At 74.0% G+C, this 17,705-nt stretch carries 22 protein-coding genes; 14 read left to right on the top strand and 8 right to left on the bottom strand.

Going from position 1 to position 17,705, the window contains the following annotated elements; genetic code table 11:
- Positions 1–46: 46 nt before the first annotated feature.
- From AA0005_RS10770 to hisF, 5 genes are all read right to left on the bottom strand, one after another.
- Positions 47–706, bottom strand: coding sequence for a hypothetical protein (locus AA0005_RS10770; RefSeq protein ID WP_413450166.1), 660 nt, complete (start codon positions 704–706; stop codon positions 47–49).
- Positions 707–741: 35 nt separating this feature from the next.
- A complete protein-coding gene (locus AA0005_RS10765) occupies positions 742–1,413 on the bottom strand; it encodes a DNA alkylation repair protein (protein ID WP_413450165.1) in 672 nt (223 codons plus the stop codon).
- Between the two features lie 45 nt (positions 1,414–1,458).
- Positions 1,459–1,809, bottom strand: a complete 351-nt coding sequence (locus AA0005_RS10760) for a VOC family protein (protein ID WP_413450164.1) — start codon at positions 1,807–1,809, stop codon at positions 1,459–1,461.
- Positions 1,810–1,883: 74 nt separating this feature from the next.
- Positions 1,884–2,525, bottom strand: coding sequence for a TIGR03085 family metal-binding protein (locus AA0005_RS10755; RefSeq protein ID WP_413450163.1), 642 nt, complete (start codon positions 2,523–2,525; stop codon positions 1,884–1,886).
- Between the two features lie 48 nt (positions 2,526–2,573).
- Entirely contained in the window at positions 2,574–3,344 is a 771-nt protein-coding gene (gene hisF / locus AA0005_RS10750) for an imidazole glycerol phosphate synthase subunit HisF (protein WP_413450162.1), read from the bottom strand.
- Between the two features lie 71 nt (positions 3,345–3,415).
- On the opposite strand from hisF, the gene AA0005_RS10745 reads away from it, so the two are divergent.
- From AA0005_RS10745 to AA0005_RS10730, 4 genes are all read left to right on the top strand, one after another.
- Entirely contained in the window at positions 3,416–3,961 is a 546-nt protein-coding gene (locus tag AA0005_RS10745; RefSeq protein ID WP_413450161.1) for a hypothetical protein, read from the top strand.
- A gap of 44 nt (positions 3,962–4,005) precedes the next feature.
- Positions 4,006–4,248: an SHOCT domain-containing protein gene (locus AA0005_RS10740; RefSeq protein ID WP_413450160.1), complete on the top strand. Its 243-nt coding sequence runs from the start codon at positions 4,006–4,008 to the stop codon at positions 4,246–4,248.
- A gap of 66 nt (positions 4,249–4,314) precedes the next feature.
- The gene (locus AA0005_RS10735) at positions 4,315–6,237 is read left to right on the top strand and encodes an ABC transporter ATP-binding protein (protein WP_413450159.1); all 1,923 of its coding nucleotides are present in this window, start codon (positions 4,315–4,317) and stop codon (positions 6,235–6,237) included.
- On the top strand, positions 6,234–8,084 hold the full coding sequence (locus AA0005_RS10730; protein ID WP_413450158.1) for an ABC transporter ATP-binding protein: 1,851 nt from the start codon (positions 6,234–6,236) through the stop codon (positions 8,082–8,084). The genes AA0005_RS10735 and AA0005_RS10730 overlap by 4 nt, the downstream gene beginning before the upstream one ends.
- Positions 8,085–8,096: 12 nt before the next feature.
- On the opposite strand, the gene AA0005_RS10725 is transcribed toward AA0005_RS10730, so the two are convergent.
- Positions 8,097–8,585 (bottom strand): OsmC family protein, encoded by a 489-nt coding sequence (locus tag AA0005_RS10725; protein WP_413450157.1) that lies wholly within the window; start codon positions 8,583–8,585, stop codon positions 8,097–8,099.
- Between the two features lie 139 nt (positions 8,586–8,724).
- Between AA0005_RS10725 and hisI the strand changes: the two genes are divergently transcribed.
- From hisI to lgt, 9 genes are all read left to right on the top strand, one after another.
- Positions 8,725–9,087 carry a phosphoribosyl-AMP cyclohydrolase gene (gene hisI / locus AA0005_RS10720; protein ID WP_413450156.1) on the top strand — a complete coding sequence of 121 codons (363 nt, stop codon included), beginning with the start codon at positions 8,725–8,727 and terminating at the stop codon, positions 9,085–9,087.
- Entirely contained in the window at positions 9,084–10,640 is a 1,557-nt protein-coding gene (locus AA0005_RS10715; RefSeq protein WP_413450155.1) for an anthranilate synthase component I, read from the top strand. The genes hisI and AA0005_RS10715 overlap by 4 nt, the downstream gene beginning before the upstream one ends.
- Complete coding sequence (locus tag AA0005_RS10710; RefSeq protein ID WP_413450154.1) at positions 10,637–11,263, top strand: Trp biosynthesis-associated membrane protein; 627 nt, start codon at positions 10,637–10,639, stop codon at positions 11,261–11,263. The genes AA0005_RS10715 and AA0005_RS10710 overlap by 4 nt, the downstream gene beginning before the upstream one ends.
- A gap of 40 nt (positions 11,264–11,303) precedes the next feature.
- Positions 11,304–11,588 carry a hypothetical protein gene (locus AA0005_RS10705; protein ID WP_413450153.1) on the top strand — a complete coding sequence of 95 codons (285 nt, stop codon included), beginning with the start codon at positions 11,304–11,306 and terminating at the stop codon, positions 11,586–11,588.
- Positions 11,585–11,863: a hypothetical protein gene (locus AA0005_RS10700; protein WP_413450152.1), complete on the top strand. Its 279-nt coding sequence runs from the start codon at positions 11,585–11,587 to the stop codon at positions 11,861–11,863. The genes AA0005_RS10705 and AA0005_RS10700 overlap by 4 nt, the downstream gene beginning before the upstream one ends.
- 83 nt (positions 11,864–11,946) lie before the next feature.
- A complete protein-coding gene (gene trpC / locus AA0005_RS10695) occupies positions 11,947–12,762 on the top strand; it encodes an indole-3-glycerol phosphate synthase TrpC (protein ID WP_413450151.1) in 816 nt (271 codons plus the stop codon).
- Positions 12,759–14,051, top strand: coding sequence for a tryptophan synthase subunit beta (trpB, locus tag AA0005_RS10690; RefSeq protein ID WP_413450150.1), 1,293 nt, complete (start codon positions 12,759–12,761; stop codon positions 14,049–14,051). Before trpC ends, trpB begins: the two co-directional genes overlap by 4 nt.
- Positions 14,051–14,866 carry a tryptophan synthase subunit alpha gene (gene trpA / locus AA0005_RS10685; RefSeq protein ID WP_413450149.1) on the top strand — a complete coding sequence of 272 codons (816 nt, stop codon included), beginning with the start codon at positions 14,051–14,053 and terminating at the stop codon, positions 14,864–14,866. Before trpB ends, trpA begins: the two co-directional genes overlap by 1 nt.
- A gap of 150 nt (positions 14,867–15,016) precedes the next feature.
- The gene (lgt, locus tag AA0005_RS10680; RefSeq protein WP_413450148.1) at positions 15,017–15,952 is read left to right on the top strand and encodes a prolipoprotein diacylglyceryl transferase; all 936 of its coding nucleotides are present in this window, start codon (positions 15,017–15,019) and stop codon (positions 15,950–15,952) included.
- A 6-nt stretch (positions 15,953–15,958) separates the two neighbouring features.
- On the opposite strand, the gene AA0005_RS10675 is transcribed toward lgt, so the two are convergent.
- Together AA0005_RS10675 and AA0005_RS10670 are read right to left on the bottom strand one after the other, a co-directional pair.
- Entirely contained in the window at positions 15,959–16,495 is a 537-nt protein-coding gene (locus tag AA0005_RS10675; RefSeq protein ID WP_413450147.1) for a DUF2231 domain-containing protein, read from the bottom strand.
- On the bottom strand, positions 16,492–16,926 hold the full coding sequence (locus tag AA0005_RS10670) for a DUF4383 domain-containing protein (RefSeq protein ID WP_413450146.1): 435 nt from the start codon (positions 16,924–16,926) through the stop codon (positions 16,492–16,494). The genes AA0005_RS10675 and AA0005_RS10670 overlap by 4 nt, the downstream gene beginning before the upstream one ends.
- Before the next feature lie 104 nt (positions 16,927–17,030).
- Here AA0005_RS10670 and AA0005_RS10665 point away from each other — a divergent pair, with 104 nt between their 5' ends.
- A complete protein-coding gene (locus AA0005_RS10665; protein ID WP_413450145.1) occupies positions 17,031–17,528 on the top strand; it encodes a CinA family protein in 498 nt (165 codons plus the stop codon).
- Positions 17,529–17,705 lie beyond the last annotated feature (177 nt).

Here is a 17,705-nt window from a genome sequence, read left to right as displayed (position 1 = left end):
GCTGAGGTGAGTGACCCGGCCGCCGGTCTGCTGGCGGCCGGGACGCTCAGCCCTCGTCGGCGGGACCGTCCTTGCCCTCCGGCCACCCGCGGCGTACCGAGGACTCAAGAACCTCACGGACGACGGCGCCCGGTTCCGTCTCGAGGTCGGCGACCGAGCACACGAGCACGGCCGGCGCCGTCAGCCGCCGCCACGGACCCGCGACGCCGTAGGCGAGGACCACGCCGTGCACCCGCGTGAGCTCGGCGTCCCACCGGCTCGCGACCTCGGCGGCGAGGTCGCCGCAGTCCACGTCCCTGAGCCCGGTGAGCGGAGCGTCGCACAGTGGCTCGCGCCGCGACCAGGCGTGGAGCTCGCGGTCCAGCACCGTGCACGCACGCTGCAGCTCCGGACTGGCCGAGAGGGCTGCAAAGTCGGGCGGCTCGCCGAGCACCTCCTCGCGCACCCTCGCCTGCTCCCAGTGCCACTCCAGCACGTCCCCGGTCACCCGGGTGCCGTGCCGCTGCGCCTCGTGGGCCAGCGTTGCCCGCCACCACGCCGGCCACTGCTCGGCTGCGCGCGCCCGCTCGGCAGCGGTGAACAGGTCGCGGTGGTCCGGCGCGGGCGGGTCGAGCGGCGGCGGCGCCGTCGGCTCGTGGCGGGCCTCCAGGCGCAGTGCGTCGCGGACGAAGAGCGCGAAGGGGCGCGGGTCGTGGGAGATGCTCATTGTCCACCCACCCGGGCCGTCGACCTCGTCCACCCCTACGCCGATTCCTGCCTGCGGACCATCTCGGCGATCCACACGGGCGCGTAGGGCGAGGTGCAGTTCGGGGGAGTGGGGTAGTCCTCGAGCACCCGCAGCCGCTCGCCGATCGCGACCGCGCGCTCGCGGTGCGCGGTGTGCGAGATGCCGATCTGCGCGAGGCAGTGGTTCATCGCCCACTGCAACCGGTCCGGCGCGTCCTTCATCTCGGACTCGATGACGTCGAGGAGGCCGTCCAGGTCCAGGCCCTCCGGCCGCTTGGCGACACGGTCGGTCGTCAGCGCCCAGCCCGCGCTCGCCACGACCGGGTCGGGGTCCGCGAGCCACGCCTGACGCAGCTCCTCGACGTGCGGGCTCTTGCGCACGACGTAGCTGACCAGCCAGTCGTGGACCTTCGGAGCGCCCGCCTCGCGGAGCATCGCGTCGAGCTCGGCCCGCTCGTAGGCCCGGGGCCGGCTGACGAGGATCGCGAGCAGCCGCGCGGCCGTGTCCTGCGTCCGCCACAGCGCCCGGGCGAGCTCGGGCTGCGTCTTGAGCCGCTTGGCGACGGCGCGCAGCTGGCCGAGGTTGACGCCGTGGTCGTCGCCCCGCCGCTCGTTGACCTCCCGCGCCCGCGGGTCCTCGAGAGCCGCCAGCTCGGCCATCACGTCCTCGACGCTCACGTCGGTCATCGGTGCCTCCCGCTCGGGTGAGGCCAGCCTAGGGCGTCGCCCGGCTCAGGAGGGCCCTGCGTCGTCCTGCAGGTAGACGAGCTCGTTGCCGTCCGGGTCGGTGAAGGAGAACATCGGCGGCACGCCGTCGAGGAGGACGAGCTCGTCGTTGTGGACCGTCACCCCCGAGGCGCGGACCGCCGCGTGCGCCGCGGCGGCGTCCGGGGTGCCGAGCCGCACCGCCACCGGGATCTCGCCGTCCGGTGGCAGCAGGACGATGGCGACGGCGGAGCCCGGCGGGAGGACCTCGACGTACCTCGCCCCGGGCCACACCTCCACGTCGGCGACCACCTCGCAGCCGAGCACCTCGGTGTAGAAGCGCAGGGCGGCGTCCTGGTCGGCCACGGGGACCGACACGCTGAGCACTCTCGTCGTCATACCCATGCCCGGTCAGACCGGTGCCGGGGACGGAACTGAGCGCCCCGGCCCGCCTAGGACATCGCGGCCGTGAAGGCGGCGACGGCGTCGGGGGAGCCCTGGACCTCGACCTCGGCCCGCTCCCGGCGGCCCATGAGGTAGAGCGCAAGGTCCACCGGGTCGCCGATGAGGGCCACCGAGTCGGCACCCTTCCGCACCACCGCGCGCGGACCGGCCGTGCTGACAAGGACGACGCCGACCGGCGACTTCCGCGCCGCCACGCGTCCCATGACGGCGAGCTGGCGCCACACGGCGTCGCGCATCTCCTCGGGCAGCCGGCGCGGCGGGCGCGGGGAGTCACCCGCGCGGCGCAGGTCCTCGTGGTGGACGACGAACTCGACGAGGTTGGCGGCGTCCCCGAGGAGACGCGTGGGCCGCAGCCCGTCGGTGCCGAGCAGCTCGTCGACGAGGGCCGCGTACCCGCCCGGGGTGCGGGCCGCAGCGGCCACCTGCGACTGCCGCGGCTCCTCGCCCGGCGCGGGCCGCGAAGCCATGTCCAGCGCCATGACCCACGGCCGGGTCTCGCGGAGCACGAGGTGCGCGAGCAGGTCCTCGCTGCGCCAGCCCTCGCACAGCGTGGGCGCCCCGGGGCCCACCTCCCGGAAGGTGGCGGCCAGGGCCCGCCGCTCGGGCTCGCTCCACTTGGTACGTGACACGCGGGTGCTCCGTCCGTTCGAGGGGTGGGACCTCACGCTAGGCGCAGGTCAGCGCACCGGCACGCCCGCGGCGCGCATCTCGGCCTTGACGTCGGCGACCGTCAGCGTGCCGAAGTGGAAGACCGAGGCCGCCAGCACGGCGTCCGCCCCGGCCTTTGCGGCCTCGGTGAAGTGCACCGCCGCGCCGGCTCCGCCGGAGGCGATGAGCGGCACGGTGACCTGCGCGCGCACCGCGGTGAGCATCTCGATGTCGAAGCCGTCCTCGGTGCCGTCGGCGTCGATCGAGTTGAGGAGGATCTCCCCGGCCCCGCGCTCGGCCGCCTCCACCGCCCACTCGACGGCGTCGATGCCGGTGCCGCGGCGCCCGCCGTGGGTGGTCACCTCGTAGCCCGACGGCGTGCTCGCGCCGTCGCGGCAGCGGCGGGCGTCCACGGACAGGACGATGACCTGGCGGCCGAAGCGCTCGGCGACCTCGGTGAGCACCTCGGGCCGGGCCACGGCCGCGGTGTTGATGCCGACCTTGTCCGCGCCGGCGCGCAGGAGGCGGTCGACGTCCTCGACCGTGCGCACCCCGCCGCCCACGGTCAGCGGCACGAAGATCTCCTCGGCGGTGCGGGAGACGACGTCGAGAGTGGTGGCGCGGTCCTCCGTCGAGGCCGAGACGTCGAGGAAGGTGATCTCGTCGGCACCCTCCGCCCCGTAGCGGCGGGCGAGCTCGACCGGGTCACCGGCGTCCCGCAGGTTCTCGAACTTCACGCCCTTGACGACGCGTCCTGCGTCGACGTCCAGGCAGGGGATCACGCGCACGGCCACACTCATCGTTCCTCCAGAATCACGGCTGCGCAGAGCGTATCTGCCCGGGGCCGACGGCGGCCGGTACCGTTCGCGAGGTGACCCCACTCGAGCGCGTCCTCGCCCTCCTCCCCGCCGTCGACGACGGCGGAGCACCCGTCGTCCTCGGCATCGACGGACGGTCCGGGGCCGGGAAGACCGCGCTCGCCGCCGCCGTCGCCGAGCGGGTGCCCGGCGCGCAGGTGGTCGCCCTCGAGGACGCCTACCGCGGCTGGCGCGGCCTGCGCGAGGGGGTGGAGGAGATCGCCACCGGTGTGCTCGCGCCACTGCGTGAGGGCCGGACGGGCAGCTACCGCCGCTACGACTGGGTACGCGGGGAGCTGGACGGCACCGTGCGGGTGGAGCCGAGCGCCGTCGTCGTCCTCGAGGGCTGCGGTGCCGGCTCGCTGCCCTGCGCGCCCTACCTCGACGCGCTCGTGTGGCTCGAGGCGCCCGAGCCCGAGCGCCACCACCGCGCGATGGCCCGCGACGACGGCACCTGGCTGGACCAGTGGTCCACCTGGGCGGCGCAGGAGAGCGCCCTGCTCGCCGAGCGCGACGCCCGCGCCGCCGCCGACCTCGTCATCGACACCTCGAGCGAGTAGCGGAACGGCGGGCGCCGCACGCCTGGCGGCGCTACCGTGTCGCCATGGCAACGTTCGCCTCGAACCCGCTGATGCCGGCGGCCTACGACGCGGTGTGGACCCTCGTCTTCGTCGCGATCCTCGTGGCGATCACCCTCGCGGTCACGGCCACCGTGCGCGTCCTGCGCCAGCGCACCGCCGGCGACACCCTCGCCCGCGTGGGAGCGCTGACCGCCCTCCACGACTCCGGTGCCATCAGCGACGAGGAGTACGAGCGCCGCCGCGAGCGCCTGCTCGACCAGCTCTGACCCGGACCGCCCCGGCAGTGACCCGGCGCACTGTGCGAGGATTGTCCGCGCCCCGGCGACCCCGCCGTGAGCCCGCTCGAGACCGAGGAGCCGACCGCCGTGCCGGAGACCACCACCCGGACGCGGAGCTTCGACCCCGGTCCCGGGCCGCGCCCCTACCGCCTGCCCGGCGGGACGCTGCGCCGCTCCCTCACCCTCATGGGCCGCGGCATGCGCGACTCCCCGCGCACCTCGACCCTCGCGATCGTCAGCTCGGTCCTCTACGGGCTCGGCACCGTCGGCTCCGGCCTGCTCCTCGGTGAGGTGACCGACCGCGTCGTCACCCCCGCCCTCACCGGCGACGACGTGCCCTCCTCCCACATCTGGCTGGCCGGGCTCGGGCTGCTGCTCGTCGGCCTCGTCACCGCCGCCGCCGTCGCCGGGCGGCGCGTGTGGGCCGGCGCGGCGGTCTTCGAGATCCAGGCCGCCCACCGGCTGCGCGTCACCCGCCAGTACCTGCGCCTGCCGATGTCCTGGCACCGCCGCCACCCCGCCGGCCGGCTGCTGTCCAACGCGAACGCCGACACCGAGGCCGCCTCGGGCGTCTTCATGCCGCTGCCCTTCGCGATCGGCGTCGCCGTCATGCTCCTCGTCGCGGGCACCGCGATGCTCGTCGCCGACCCGCTCATGGGCGCGATCGGCGTCAGCGTGCTGCCCGTCGTCGTCATCGTCAACGCCGTGTTCCGGCGGCACATGTCCCCGCGGGTGGCCGCCTCCCAGCGGCTGCGCGCCGAAGTCTCCGACGTCGCCCACGAGTCCTTCGAGGCCTCCCTGCTCGTCAAGTCCCTCGGCACCGAGGAGGTCGAGGAGCGGCGCTTCGCCGAGGTCACCGAGCGGCTGCAGGACGCGAACATCGAGATGGGCAAGGTCCGCTCGGTCTTCGACCCGATCATCGAGTTCCTGCCCTCGGTCGCGACCCTCGCCGTCGTCGCCGTCGGGGCGAACCAAGTCGCTCGCGGCGCCGCGGACACCGGCGACCTCGTGATGATCGCCTACCTCCTCACCCTCATGACCTTCCCGGTGCGAGCCATCGGCTTCGTCCTCGCCGAGCTGCCCCGCTCGACCGTGGGCCACGACCGCATCTCCTACGTCGTCGACGCCCAGGGCTCGATGCCGGAGGGGCCCGGCGTGCTCGAGGGCCGGGGCGGCCTCACGCTCGACGTCGAGGGCGTCACCCTCGAGGTGCCCGCGCGGCTTGTCCCGGGCGAGATGGGGGAGCAGGCCGGAGCCGAGGGGACCGGGACAGTCGCGCTGCTGCGCGACGTCAGCCTGCGGGTGCCCGCAGGCCGCACCGTCGCCGTCGTCGGCCCCACCGGCTCGGGCAAGTCGACGCTCACCACCGTCGTCGCCCGCCTCGTCGACCCGACGGCCGGCCAGGTGCTGCTCGACGGCACCGACGTGCGCGAGCTCAGCCACGCCGAGCGCACCCGGCAGGTCGCGCTCGTCAGCCAGTCCACCTTCGTCTTCGACGACACGATCCGCGGCAACGTCGCCCTCGACGACGCCGGCGCCATCTCCGACGAGGAGGTGTGGGCCGCGCTGCGCACCGCCCGCGCCGAGGACTTCGTCCGCGCGCTGCCCGCCGGCCTCGACACCGTCGTGGGGGAGCGCGGCGCCACCCTGTCCGGCGGCCAGCGCCAGCGCCTCGCCATCGCCCGCGCCCTCGTCCGCCGTCCGCGGCTGCTCGTGCTCGACGACGCGACGAGCGCCGTCGACCCGGTCGTCGAGCAGGAGATCCTCGCCGGCCTCGGTGCCGGGACGGGGGTGAGCGTCCTGCTCGTCGCCTACCGGACGGCGACGATCGCCCTGGCCGACGAGGTCGTCCACCTCGAGCGCGGCCGGGTCGTCGACGTCGGCACCCACGAGGAGCTCATGGCCCGCGACCCCGGGTACGTCGAGCTCGCCTCGAGCTACGCCCGCCGCAGCGCCGAGCAGGAGGAGGCCCGATGAGCTCGACGATCTCCGCGTCCTCCGAGCTGGGCGTCGTCGCGACGGTCCGCCGCGGACTGCAGCTGTCCCCGGCGATGCTCCAGGGCATCGGCTGGACCCTCGCCCTGGCCGTCGTCGCCACCGCCGGCCGGGTGGTCGTGCCCGTCGTCATCCAGCAGGTGACCGACAACGCGATCATGGCCGACGGCGGACCGGACGTGCCCGCCGTCGTGCGCACCGCTGCGCTCGCCCTGGCCTTCGTCCTGCTCGCCGGGCTGGCGAGCTCCGCCGTCAACATCCGGCTCTTCCGCGCGAGCGAGCGCGGCCTGGCGCAGCTGCGGACGAGCACCTTCCGGCACGTCCACGACCTGTCGGTCCTCACGCAGAACGCCGAGCGGCGCGGGTCGCTGGTCTCGCGCGTCACCAGCGACGTCGACACCGTCTCCCGCTTCGTCCAGTTCGGCGGCCTGCAGCTCATCCTCAACGTCGGCCAGCTGCTCGTGGCGACGGTCGCGATGGTCGTCTACTCCCCGCTGCTCGCGCTCGTCGTGTGGCTGTGCTTCTCGCCGATGTTCCTCCTCGCGCCGCGCGCGCAGCGGGTCATCTCCCGCGCCTACGGGACCGTGCGGGTCAAGGTGGGCGTCATGCTCGGGGCGATCTCCGAGTCGATCGTCGGCGCCGAGACGATCCGCGCCTACGGCGCCTCCGAGCGCACCCAGCGCCGCATCGACCACGCCGTCCAGGACCACCGCGCCGACGCGATCAAGGCGCAGACCTTCACCGCCCTCGCCTTCTCCACGGGCATGGCCTTCTCCGCCCTCGCGCTAGGCGCGACCGTGGTGGTCGGGACCTTCCTCGCGCTGGACGGGCACCTCACCCTCGGGCAGCTGCTCGCCTTCCTCTTCCTCGTCCAGATGTTCACCGGCCCGGTGCAGAACGCGACGGAGATGCTCAACGAGCTGCAGAACGCGGTGGCCGGCTGGCGGCGCGTCATCGCCGTCCTCGAGACCCCCCTCGAGATCACCGACCCCGCCGACGGCGAGGCGGAGAATCCGGCTGTCGACGGTGAGGGTGTCGCCGAGAGTGCACCTACCGCCGAGAGCGCACTTAGCGGCCACGCCGCCGCGTCGCGCGCGGCGTCCGTCGAGTTCCGTGACATCCGCTTCGCCTACCCCGGCGGCCCGGAGGTGCTCCACGGCATCAGCCTCATCATCCCGCCGGGCACCTCGGTGGCCATGGTGGGGGAGACCGGCTCGGGCAAGACGACGCTGGGCAAGCTGCTCACCCGCCTCATGGACCCGACGAGCGGCCAGGTGCTCCTCGACGGCACCGACCTGCGTGAGCTCCCGCTCGCCACGCTCCGCCGCCGGGTCGTGCTCGTCCCGCAGGAGGGCTTCCTCTTCGACGGCACCATCGCGGACAACATCGCCTACGGCCGCCTGCCGCACCCGCGCGCGGAGGTCGAGTCCGCCGTCGCCGAGCTCGGCCTCACCGACTGGCTCGCCACCCTGGGCGACGGCCTCGACACGCCCGTCGGGCAGCGCGGGGAGTCGCTCTCGGCGGGGGAGCGCCAGCTCGTCGCCATCGCGCGGGCCTACCTCGCCGACGCCGACCTCCTCGTCCTCGACGAGGCCACCTCCGCCGTCGACCCGGCCACTGAGGGCCGCATCAGCCGCGCCCTCGCCCTTTTGCAGGCCGGCCGGACGTCCGTGGCGATCGCCCACCGGCTCTCGACGGCGGAGGCGGCCGACCTCGTCGTCGTCGTCGACGCGGGCAACGTCGTCGAGGTCGGCCACCACCGCGAGCTCGTCGACCGCGGCGGGGTCTACGCCCGCATGCACGCGAGCTGGGTCCGCCAGACCCGCTGAGCGGGCGCCGGGTCAGGCCTGGCGCACCACCCAGGTCTCCTCGACCGGGACGCCGGCGTCGCGGATCAGGTTGAACAGCGGGCAGCGGCGCAGCACCTGCGCCTTGAGCTCGCCCAGCTCCGCCTCGGCGACGGCGGTCGTCAGCGTCACCTGCAGCGTGAGCGTCTGGAAGTGCGGGGACACGTCGGCGGTGCCCGCGAAGCCACGGATGTCGAGCGTCCCGGTCGCCTCCGTCGCGACGCCGTCGACGGCGACCCCCAGCTCGGCGGCCACCGTCTCGACGACGACCGTCACGCAGCCGTTCAGCGCGCCGAGCACGTACTCGATGGGGTTGGCGCCCTCGTCGGTGCCGCCCAGCGACGGCGGCTCCGCGACGACGAAGCCGAACTGGCGGGCCTCGACGGCGGTGGACAGCGAGCCGGTCGAGCGGCCGGTCGCGGTGAAGGACGCGAGGCGCGGCGTCGGGTCGGTGGTCGGGGCGGCGGCGGTCGTCGTGGTCATCGGTCTCTCCCTGTGGTCGGTGCTGGTCCCCGCACGCTAGGAAGCACCGGCGTCCCGCCACCCCTCCGCACCGCTCACTGAGACCTCCACCCCACCCGCGTCCGCCCGGTGAGACGTGCTTGTCTGGCAAGATCGACGGGTGTCCAGCCTCGACCCCTCGATCGCCGCCCGCCTCAAGCGCGACAGCTCCGGCCTCGTCTGCGCCGTCGTCCAGGACGACACCACCGACCAGGTCCTCATGGTCGGCTGGATGGACGACGAGGCCCTGCACCGCACCCTCACCACCGGCCGCGCCACCTACTGGTCGCGCTCCCGGCAGGAGTACTGGCGCAAGGGCGACACCTCGGGGAACGTCCAGCACGTGCGCTCGGTCGCGCTCGACTGCGACGGCGACGCCCTGCTCGTGCGCGTCGAGCAGGTCGGCCCGGCGTGCCACACCGGCACCCGCACGTGCTTCGAGGCGGGCGGCGACCTCGGCGCCGTCGTCGGTGGTACCGCGTGAGCGCGCCCGAGTGGGGCGTGACCTCACCCGACCTGCCCACCTTCCGCCAGCTCGCCGCCGACCGTCGCGTCATCCCGGTCGTGCGCCGCCTCCTCGCCGACGACGTCACCCCCGTCGGCCTGTACCGCCAGCTCGCCGCCGGCCGGCCGGGCACCTTCGTCCTCGAGTCCGCCGAGCACGGCGCCTGGGCGCGGTGGTCCTTCGTCGGGGTGCGCTCCCGCGCCACGCTGCTGTCCCGTGGCGGCCGCGCGACGTGGCTCGGTGACGTCCCGGTGGGCGTGCCCACCGAGGGGCCCGTCCTCGACGTGCTGCGCGAGACGCTGCGCGTCCTGCACACCCCCGCCCTGCCCGGCCTGCCCCCGCTGACCGGCGGGCTCGTCGGCTCCCTCGGCTGGGACGTCCTGCGCCAGTGGGAGCCGCGCCTGCGCGCCAACGCGCCCACAGAGCTCGACGCCCCCGAGGTCGCGCTGTGCCTGGCCACCGACCTCGCCGCCGTCGACCACTCCGACGGCTCGGTGTGGCTCATCGCCAACGCGATCAACTTCGACGACACCGACGAGCGGGTCGACCAGGCCCACGCCGACGCCGTCGCCCGCCTCGACGCCATGCAGGCCGCGCTCCTCGAGCCGCTCACCAGCCACGCCGCCGTCACCGCACCCGGCGCGGCACCGGCGGGGGAGCTGCGCTACCGCTCCACCCGCGAGGAGTTCGAGAGCGGCGTCCAGGCCGCCAAGCAGGCCATCCGCGACGGCGAGGTCTTCCAGCTCGTCCTGTCCCAGCGCGTCGACGTCGACTCCCCGGCCGACCCGCTCGACGTCTACCGGGCCTTGCGGACCATCAACCCGAGCCCGTACATGTACTACCTCGAGCTGCCCGACGAGCCGGGCGAGGGCCGCTCGGCGAGCTTCGCCGTCGTCGGCTCGAGCCCGGAGACGCTCGTCAAGGTGACCGACGGCACCGTCGTCACCTTCCCGATCGCCGGCTCGCGCCCGCGCGGCGCGAACGCGGAGGAGGACCACGCGCTGGGGGAGGAGCTGCTCGCCGACCCCAAGGAGCGCTCGGAGCACATCATGCTTGTCGACCTCGCCCGCAACGACCTCGTCAAGGTTTGCGAGCCGACGACCGTCGAGGTCGTCGAGCTCATGGAGGTCAAGCGCTACAGCCACATCATGCACATCTCCTCGACGGTGACCGGCCGGCTGCGGGAGACGTCGACGGCGCTCGACAGCCTCGTCGCGACCTTCCCCGCCGGCACGCTCTCCGGTGCGCCCAAGCCGCGCGCCATCGAGCTCATCGACGACCTCGAGCCGGCCCGCCGCGGCATCTACGGCGGGACCATCGGCTACCTCGACTTCGCCGGGGACGCCGACATGGCCATCGCGATCCGCACCGCCTACATCCGCGACGGCGTCGCGAGCGTGCAGGCCGGGGCGGGGATCGTCGCGGACTCGGTGCCCGAGCTCGAGTACGAGGAGTCGCGCAACAAGGCCGCCGCCGCGCTGCGCGCCGTCCAGGTCGCCGCGGCCCTGCGCCCCGCGACGGAGGCGCCATGACGACGGCGAGCCCGGCACCCGCCGCGCCGCGCCGCCCGAGCCGGGGACGCGTCGTCGTCCTCGTCCTGGTTCTCGGGGCGGTGGCCTTCGGGCTGTCGGTGCTCACCTGGGCCAGCGCGCCGGTGCCCACGGTGCTCGCGGAGCGGACCGTCACGGTGACCGGCGGCGACGCCGCGCCCGCGACCACCGCCGCGGGCCTGGCCGTCCTCGCCACCGCGCTGGCCCTCGCGCTCGGCGGCCGCTGGGTGAGCCGGCTGTGCGCCGTCGCCCTCGTCGCCCTGGGGGCGCTGCTCGCTGCCTCCGCCGTCGGCTTCCTCCTGGACCCGCAGCCCCCGCTGCTCGCCGCCGCGGCCACGGTCAGCGGTGTGCGCGAGATCTCCGCCGCGCCCTCCGTCACGCCGTGGCCCTACCTCGCGGTGCTCGTCGGCGTGCTCGTGGCCGCCTGCTCCGTCCTCGTCCTGCGCATGCCGACGACGGCGGGAGGCCGCCGTTTCGAGCGTCCCGCGGCGGCGGGGGAGCGTCCCGTCACCCTCGCGGACGCGCCCGACGAGCGCGTGCGCGCGATGGACGACTGGGACGCGCTCGGGCGGGGCGAGGACCCGACCGAGCCCGAGCACCGATAGGCTGGCCCGCAGACCACGACCGTTTGAGAGGACGCGAACCATGGTGCAAGACGGCACGAGCCGCGACTACGACCTGCCGCCGGTCGCCCCGTTCCACAACGAGGGCAAGACCGTCGCCGGCTGGGTGATGTTCTGGGGCGTGTGCCTGGGTGCCGTCGTCGTCGCCCTCGGCATGATCATGTGGGAGATGTGGATCATCGCCGTCGGCGGTGGGCTGCTCGTCCTCGCGCTCGTCGTGAGCGGTGTGCTCAGCGTCATGGGCATGGGCCAGCCGCGGAACCGCGAGAACCCGCCGCAGGGCGGGGAGCACAACTGGTACGCGTGAGCGAGCCCTCCGCGGAGGGCAACCGGCACGGCAGCTGGGCGCTCGGGCTCGGCATCGTCGGCGTGCTCGCGCTCATCGCGCCGGCGGCCGTCGTCGTCGTCATCGCGGGGGCGGTCGTGAGCATCACCGCCGTCGTCCTCGGGATCAACGGCGTCCTCGCGGCGTCGGCGCGTCGCGCCACGAACCGCGCGCAGGCCGTCGCCGGGATCGTCCTGGGGACGGTCGGCTCGCTGCTGTGGCTGCTCGCCGTCGCCGGCATGGTCATCGGCGTGTAGCACCCGCCCGCAAGCCGGACGGCGGGCGGGGACGTCCCCCGTGGCACCTACCATGGGGGCGGAAGCCAGGGGAGGGAGACACGGTGACGGTCCTGGAAGACATCATTGCCGGGGTCCGCGAGGACCTCGCCGAGCGTGAGGCGCAGGTGCCGCTCGACGCGCTCAAGGAGCGTGCCCAGCAGCAGCCGGGCGCCAAGGACGCGGTCGCGGCGCTGCGCGGGGGCGAGGAGGCCGTCACGGTCATCGCCGAGGTCAAGCGCTCCAGCCCCTCGAAGGGCGCGCTCGCCGACATCGCCGACCCCGCCGGGCTGGCCGTCGACTACGAGGCCGGGGGCGCCAGCGCGATCTCCGTCCTCACCGAGCGCCGCCGCTTCGGCGGGTCCCTCGAGGACCTCGCCGCGGTGCGCGCCCGGGTGGACGTGCCGGTCCTGCGCAAGGACTTCGTCGTCACGCCCTACCAGGTGTGGGAGGCCCGGGCCTACGGCGCGGACCTCGTCCTGCTCATCGTCGCGGCCCTCGAGCAGACGGTGCTCACCTCGCTCGTCGAGCGCGTCCACTCGCTCGGGATGACCGCCCTCGTCGAGGCGCACAACCGCGAGGAGGCCGCCCGCGCCGTCGACGCCGGTGCGCAGGTCGTCGGGATCAACGCCCGCAACCTCCACACCCTCGAGGTCGACCGCTCCGTCTTTGCCAAGGTCGTCGACGTCGTCCCCGACCACCTGCTCAAGGTCGCCGAGTCCGGGGTCCGCGGCCCGCACGACGTCCTCGACTACGCCCGGGCGGGCGCGGACGTCGTCCTCGTCGGCGAGGCGCTCGTCACCCAGGGCACCCCCCGCCAGGCCGTGGCCGACATGGTCGCCGCCGGCTCCCACCCCTCGCTGCGGGCGGTGCGCCCGTGAGCCTGAGCCAGGCAGAGGGACCGTACTTCGGGCGCTTCGGCGGACGCTTCGTCGCCGAGGCCCTCGTCGCCGCGCTCGACGAGCTCGACGCCGCGTGGCGCGAGCTGCGCGAGGACCCCGCCTTCCAGGCGGAGCTCGCCGAGCTCCACCGCACCTACACCGGGCGCCCGAGCATCATCACCGAGGTGCCGCGCTTCGCGGAGCACGCCGGGGGCGCGCGGGTCATCCTCAAGCGCGAGGACCTCAACCACACCGGGTCCCACAAGATCAACAACGTCCTCGGGCAGGCACTGCTCACCCGCAAGCTCGGCAAGAAGCGCGTCATCGCCGAGACCGGCGCCGGCCAGCACGGCGTCGCCACCGCGACGGCGGCCGCGCTGCTCGGCCTCGAGTGCGTCATCTACATGGGCGAGGAGGACGTGCGCCGCCAGGCGCTCAACGTCGCGCGCATGGAGCTGCTCGGCACGAAGGTCGTCCCCGTCTCCAGCGGCTCGCGCACCCTCAAGGACGCCATCAACGAGGCCTTCCGCGACTGGGTGACGAACGTCGAGACGACGAACTACGTCTTTGGCACCGCCGCCGGGCCCCACCCCTTCCCGGGCCTGGTCCGCGACCTGCAGAAGATCATCGGCGAGGAGGCCCGCGAGCAGGTCCTCGAGCTCACCGGCTCCCTGCCCGACGCCGTCGTCGCCTGCGTGGGCGGCGGCTCCAACGCGATCGGCATCTTCAACGCCTTCCTCGACGACGACGCCGTGCGTCTCGTCGGCTGCGAGGCGGCCGGTGACGGCGTGGCGACGGGCCGTCACGCGTCCTCGATCACCGCCGGCACGCCCGGCGTGCTCCACGGCGCGCACACCTTCCTGCTCCAGGACGAGGACGGGCAGACCGTCGAGTCGCACTCGATCTCGGCGGGGCTCGACTACCCGGGCGTCGGCCCGGAGCACGCGTGGCTCGCCGAGGCCGGCCGCGCCGAGTACGTCCCGATCGAGGACGCCGCCGCCATGGAGGCCTTCCGCCTCCTGTGCCGCACCGAGGGCATCATCCCGGCGATCGAGAGCGCCCACGCCCTGGCCGGGGCCATCCGCATCGGCCGCGCCGCCGCGGAGGCGGGCGAGCCGGCGCCGACCATCCTCGTCAACCTCTCCGGTCGCGGGGACAAGGACGTGGAGACGGCGGCCGCGTGGTTCGGGCTGCTCGACGACGAGTCGGCAGCAAGGCCGCAGGACGAGGCGAAGACCGGTGCCGTCGACGGCGCCGGCTACGAGGCGACGGGCAGCGTGGAGAACTGATGGACCAGCAGACGACGACCTCCCGCCGCGGCTCCGGCGCGGCCATCGACGAGGCCCTCGCCGAGGGACGCAAGGGCCTGGTCATCTACCTGCCCGTGGGCTTCCCGACGGTGGAGCGCTCGGTCGCGGCCGCCCGCACCGCCGTGGCAGCCGGGGCCGACGTCGTCGAGCTCGGCCTGCCGTACTCCGACCCCGGCATGGACGGGGAGGTCATCCAGCACGCGACCACCCAGGCGCTGGCGCAGGGCACGCGGATCACCGACGTGCTGCACGCCGTCGAGTCCGTGGCCGAAACCGGTGCTGCCGTGCTGATCATGACGTACTACAACCCGGTGCTGCGCTACGGCGTCGAGCGCTTCGCGCGCGACCTGGCCAATGCCGGGGGCGCGGGGCTCATCACTCCCGACCTCATCCCCGACGAGGCCGGCCAGTGGGTCGCCGCCGCCGACGAGCACGACCTCGACAAGGTCTTCCTCGTCGCGCCGAGCTCCACCGACGCGCGCCTGGCGATGACGGCCGAGGCCTCCCGCGGCTTCGTCTACGCCGCCTCGACGATGGGCGTGACCGGCGTGCGCTCCGCCGTCGACACCCACGCCCGTGAGCTCGTCGCCCGCACGCGCGCCGCCGGCGCGCAGCGGGTGTGCGTGGGCCTGGGCGTGTCCACGGGGGAGCAGGCCGCGGAGGTCGCCGAGTACGCCGACGGCGTCATCGTCGGCTCCGCGCTCGTGCGCACCCTGCAGGACCCCGACGAGAAGGCGGCCCTGTCCGTCCTCGGCACCCTCGTCGAGGACCTGTCCGCCGGCGTCCGCCGCTAACAAGCCTGTCTCCCTGTCACCGACAGCACACTTAGCGCCGACAGCACACTTAGCGCCGACAGCACACTTACCGCCGACAGTGGACGTGTTCCTGAGGCCCGCCCTCCGGCGTCGCGAATCGCCGCAAGCCGGGCGCGTTAGGCTGCCCGGGTGCTGATCCTCCCCGCATCGATCCCCAGCCCCTCCCAGGCGGAGTGGTTCATCGGACCGTTCCCGCTGCGGGCCTACGCCCTGGCCATCGGGCTCGGGATCGTCGCGGCCTGGTGGATCCTCGACCGTCGCTACACCGCCAAGGGCGGGCCCAAGGACACGGCGATCGACGTCGCGCTGTGGATGGTGCTCTTCGGCATCATCGGTGCGCGGCTCTACCACGTGATCTCCTCACCGGACGCCTACTTCGGCGAGAACGGGAACCCGGCCCGGATCATCGAGATCTGGAACGGCGGCCTGGGGATCTGGGGCGCGATCGCGGGCGGCGCCGTCGGGGCCGCGATCGCGATGCGCCGCCGCGGCCTGCGCCTGGCGCCCTTCGCCGACGCCCTCGCGCCGGGGCTGCTCGTCGCGCAGGCGATCGGCCGCCTGGGCAACTACTTCAACCAGGAGCTCTACGGCGCCCCGACCACGCTGCCGTGGGGCCTGGAGATCGACGCCGCCCACCGCGTGTCCGGCTACACCGACCCCGACCTCCTCTTCCACCCCACCTTCCTCTACGAGATGGTGTGGAACCTCGCCATGGTCGGCGTGCTCCTGTGGGCCGAGCGCCGCTTCCGCCTGCGCCACGGCCGGGTCATGTGGCTCTACGTCATGCTCTACACGCTCGGGCGCGTGTGGATCGAGTACCTGCGTATCGACACCGCCGAGACGGTCCTCGGCATGCGCCTCAACGTGTGGACCTCGATCCTCGTCTTCCTCCTCGCCCTCGGAATCTTCGTCCGCATCGGGCGCCGCACCCGCGGGCAGGAGGAGGAGATCTGGCTCCCTGGGCACGGTCCGGTCGACGACGAGGCGGGGGACGCCGTCGTCGTCCCGCAGGACGACGACGACGCGACGGACGTCGACGAGCCCGCTGCCGATCGCGAGAGCTAGGCGGGATCAGGCGAAGCTGCTGCCCACCTTGCGCCCGATCGCGAGGTGGCCACCCAGTGCGCCACCCGCGACGAGCGCGCCGCCGGCGAGCCCGCTCAGCGCCTTGCCGGCGCCGTGGTGCCCCTTGCGGCGGGCCAGCCACGAGCCGGTGAAGAGGACGGCTGCCACGCCGTTCGCGCTCGCGTGGACGACGCCGGTGCGCCGGTCCTCGCGCTTGGGAGTCCGGGCCCACTCGGCCCATCCGGTCACGACGGTCGGGACCGCCGCGAGGAGTCCGAGCCCGACCAGCCGGCGCGAGGCGTGCGGCGCCGCGGGCAGGGTGACGTCGAGGACGAGCGAGCTCGTCCAGAAGCCGATCGGCAGGTCAGTGAGGATGGGGTGCAGCGCGTGCCCGAGCTGCTTGCCGAGCAGGAGGTCGCGCCGCCCCGGTGAGGCGATGAGCCTCTCGGTGGGGCCGGTCAGGCGGGCGACGAGGCCGTCGAGCCGGTCGTCCTTCTCGACGACGGCGGCCAGGCGGGCTCCCAGGGACTCGTGCGTGCTCATCGGTCAGCTCCTGTCGCAGCGGTTCGGTAGGGCAGCAGGGCGACGAGCAGGCCGCCGATGACGGAGGCGAGGTGCAGCCAGTTGTCGGCCCAGTTGATGTTGAGGAAGTTCGCGTCGGCGTTGTCGACGACGAACAGCCCGTAGAGGAAGGTCGCGCCGTAGCCGATGACGAGGAGCCAGCCGAAGGTGCGGGCACCGCTGGCGGTGCGCCACAGCACGACCCCGAGGAGCCCGATGAGCACGTGGACGACGTTGTGGGCCGGGTTGACCGCGAAGCCGAGGAGGGTCTGGCTGTGGTCGTGCTCGGTCCAGCCCTCGAAGCCGGTGACGCCGAAGCCGGCGATGCCGACGACGAGGTAGAGAGCGCCGATGACGAGCGCGAGCCACTGGTGGGCCCCGCGTCGCGTCGTGGCTGGTCTGGTGTCTGTCATGTGGTTCTCCAGCGCTGGTCGGGTCCCCGCCATGATCGTGGTGCCCGCCACGTGCCGCATCCCAGCGGATGCCGCCGGCGGGCGACGCCCTGACAATCGCGTCCATGGCCAACGAACCCCACATGACCCGCGACGCCGAGCAGCTCGCCAAGATCGTCGCCGAGAACGCGTACGAGCGCGGCGTCACCGTCGCCACTGCCGAGTCCCTCACGAGCGGGCAGATCGCCGTCCACCTCGGCGCCGCCCCGAACGCCGGGAGCTGGTTCTCCGGCGGCGCCGTCACCTACACGGTCGAGGCCAAGCAGAAGGCGCTCGGCGTCCCGGACATCCCGGTCATCAGCGAGGAGTGCGCCCGGGCGATGGCCGAGGGCGCCGCGCGGGTGCTGGGTGCGGACTGCGCGGTCGGCGTCACCGGTGTCGGTGGCCCGGACCGGCAGGAGGACCAGCCGGTGGGCACCGTGTTCATCGCCATCCACACGCCGGCGGGGACGACCTGCGAGGAGCACCACTTCGACGGCGACCCGCAGGAGATCCTCGACGCGACGACGACCCGCGCCCTCGAGCTCCTCGGCGCGGGGCTGGAGGACGCGGGCGGCAAGTGAGCCTCGCCGGAGAATCCGGCTGTCGGCGGTAACTGTGCTGTCGGCGGTAGGTGTGCTGTCGGCGTTCGGGAGGGGGGCGCGGGTGTGAGGTGGGTCGCACCTTTCTCGCCACGGTGAGACGCGGTCCAGGGCGGGGGAGCGGCGCCGCTAGCATGAGCCGCGATCTGCCCGTCCTTT

The sequence above is a fragment of the Georgenia phoenicis genome (genome assembly GCF_047302425.1).
Classification (GTDB): domain Bacteria; phylum Actinomycetota; class Actinomycetes; order Actinomycetales; family Actinomycetaceae; genus Oceanitalea.
The sequence above is the reverse complement of the archived record's forward strand: the minus strand, read 5'-3'. Positions and strand labels throughout refer to the sequence as shown.

Coding starts and splice junctions, on each gene's coding strand:
- AA0005_RS10705 (WP_413450153.1), top strand. CDS start 11,304: ATGGTGCAAGACGGCACGAGCCGCGACTACGACCTGCCGCCGGTCGCC.
- AA0005_RS10665 (WP_413450145.1), top strand. CDS start 17,031: ATGGCCAACGAACCCCACATGACCCGCGACGCCGAGCAGCTCGCCAAG.
- AA0005_RS10675 (WP_413450147.1), bottom strand. CDS start 16,495: ATGAGCACGCACGAGTCCCTGGGAGCCCGCCTGGCCGCCGTCGTCGAG.
- hisF (WP_413450162.1), bottom strand. CDS start 3,344: ATGAGTGTGGCCGTGCGCGTGATCCCCTGCCTGGACGTCGACGCAGGA.
- AA0005_RS10670 (WP_413450146.1), bottom strand. CDS start 16,926: ATGACAGACACCAGACCAGCCACGACGCGACGCGGGGCCCACCAGTGG.
- AA0005_RS10770 (WP_413450166.1), bottom strand. CDS start 706: ATGAGCATCTCCCACGACCCGCGCCCCTTCGCGCTCTTCGTCCGCGAC.
- AA0005_RS10730 (WP_413450158.1), top strand. CDS start 6,234: ATGAGCTCGACGATCTCCGCGTCCTCCGAGCTGGGCGTCGTCGCGACG.
- AA0005_RS10740 (WP_413450160.1), top strand. CDS start 4,006: ATGGCAACGTTCGCCTCGAACCCGCTGATGCCGGCGGCCTACGACGCG.
- AA0005_RS10765 (WP_413450165.1), bottom strand. CDS start 1,413: ATGACCGACGTGAGCGTCGAGGACGTGATGGCCGAGCTGGCGGCTCTC.
- AA0005_RS10725 (WP_413450157.1), bottom strand. CDS start 8,585: ATGACCACGACGACCGCCGCCGCCCCGACCACCGACCCGACGCCGCGC.
- AA0005_RS10710 (WP_413450154.1), top strand. CDS start 10,637: ATGACGACGGCGAGCCCGGCACCCGCCGCGCCGCGCCGCCCGAGCCGG.
- trpA (WP_413450149.1), top strand. CDS start 14,051: ATGGACCAGCAGACGACGACCTCCCGCCGCGGCTCCGGCGCGGCCATC.